This is a genomic window from Metalysinibacillus jejuensis (assembly GCF_003057615.1).
In the GTDB taxonomy this organism is placed as follows: Bacteria; Bacillota; Bacilli; order Bacillales_A; family Planococcaceae; genus Metalysinibacillus; species Metalysinibacillus jejuensis.
The window spans coordinates 1-706 of the sequence record NZ_QAFW01000147.1; the positions used below are offsets into that span (position 1 = coordinate 1).

Genomic DNA, 706 nt, shown 5'->3' on the forward strand with positions numbered 1-706 from the left:
CATCGCATTGAACATCTCACGGTTACTTCGTTTCGAAGGACGACCGGTTGTGTACGGTGGGAAGAACCCTTCAATTTGTTTCCACTGTTCATCTGTTAATTCGTAACGACTTGGCGCCATTTCATCCACCCCATTTTCTGATTTACACCATTATATCATGGGGTGGAAATAGTTTTTAGACAGAACCTAATAAGATTGCCACTTGAAAAAGTGATAGGCTCCCCATTAGGTCAACAGATTAAAAAAGTCTGTTTACTAGATGGGGAGTTTTTTTATGCGTAATTAACAAAGGCATTACTACATAACACTACATAGAGAATTGAACTACTCGCCACTCACAAGGTTTTTTAGTGGGGATTAGCGCGCAATGCTGACCATGCTACTTCCTTTTTTAACGTCTTTCGGAAAGAAGTCTCCCATCCTCAAGGAATGTGAAGGTGCGAATAGCACCAATGAGTAGGTGGGAGATGAATTTCGGTTGGCTTTAGCCAAAGCTTATAATATAATCAGTCTTAGATGTAACAAAGGATTGATATCACAATGAAATTAGATAGTAATAATCATTCAGTATTCTTAATGCATTATCATCTTGTACTGGTTGTGAAATATCGGATACAAGTTTTTGACAATGAATTATCTGATTTTGCAAAAGAAATGTTCATTAAGATTGGAAGTAAATACAACATTTCTTTAGTGGAATGGAATC

Annotated in this window: 1 protein-coding gene and 1 pseudogene; one reads left to right on the plus strand and one right to left on the minus strand. The window is 37.1% G+C overall.

Features of this window, described 5'->3' with window-relative positions; translation table 11 throughout:
* Nucleotides 1-120, minus strand: a pseudogene (locus DDE80_RS15840) (IS5-like element ISLpl3 family transposase); the annotation flags it as partial.
* A gap of 420 nt (nt 121-540) precedes the next feature.
* Between DDE80_RS15840 and DDE80_RS14530 the strand changes: the two are divergent.
* Nucleotides 541-706: transposase (locus tag DDE80_RS14530; RefSeq protein WP_201261524.1), on the plus strand; the 166-nt coding region annotated here is incomplete at its 3' end.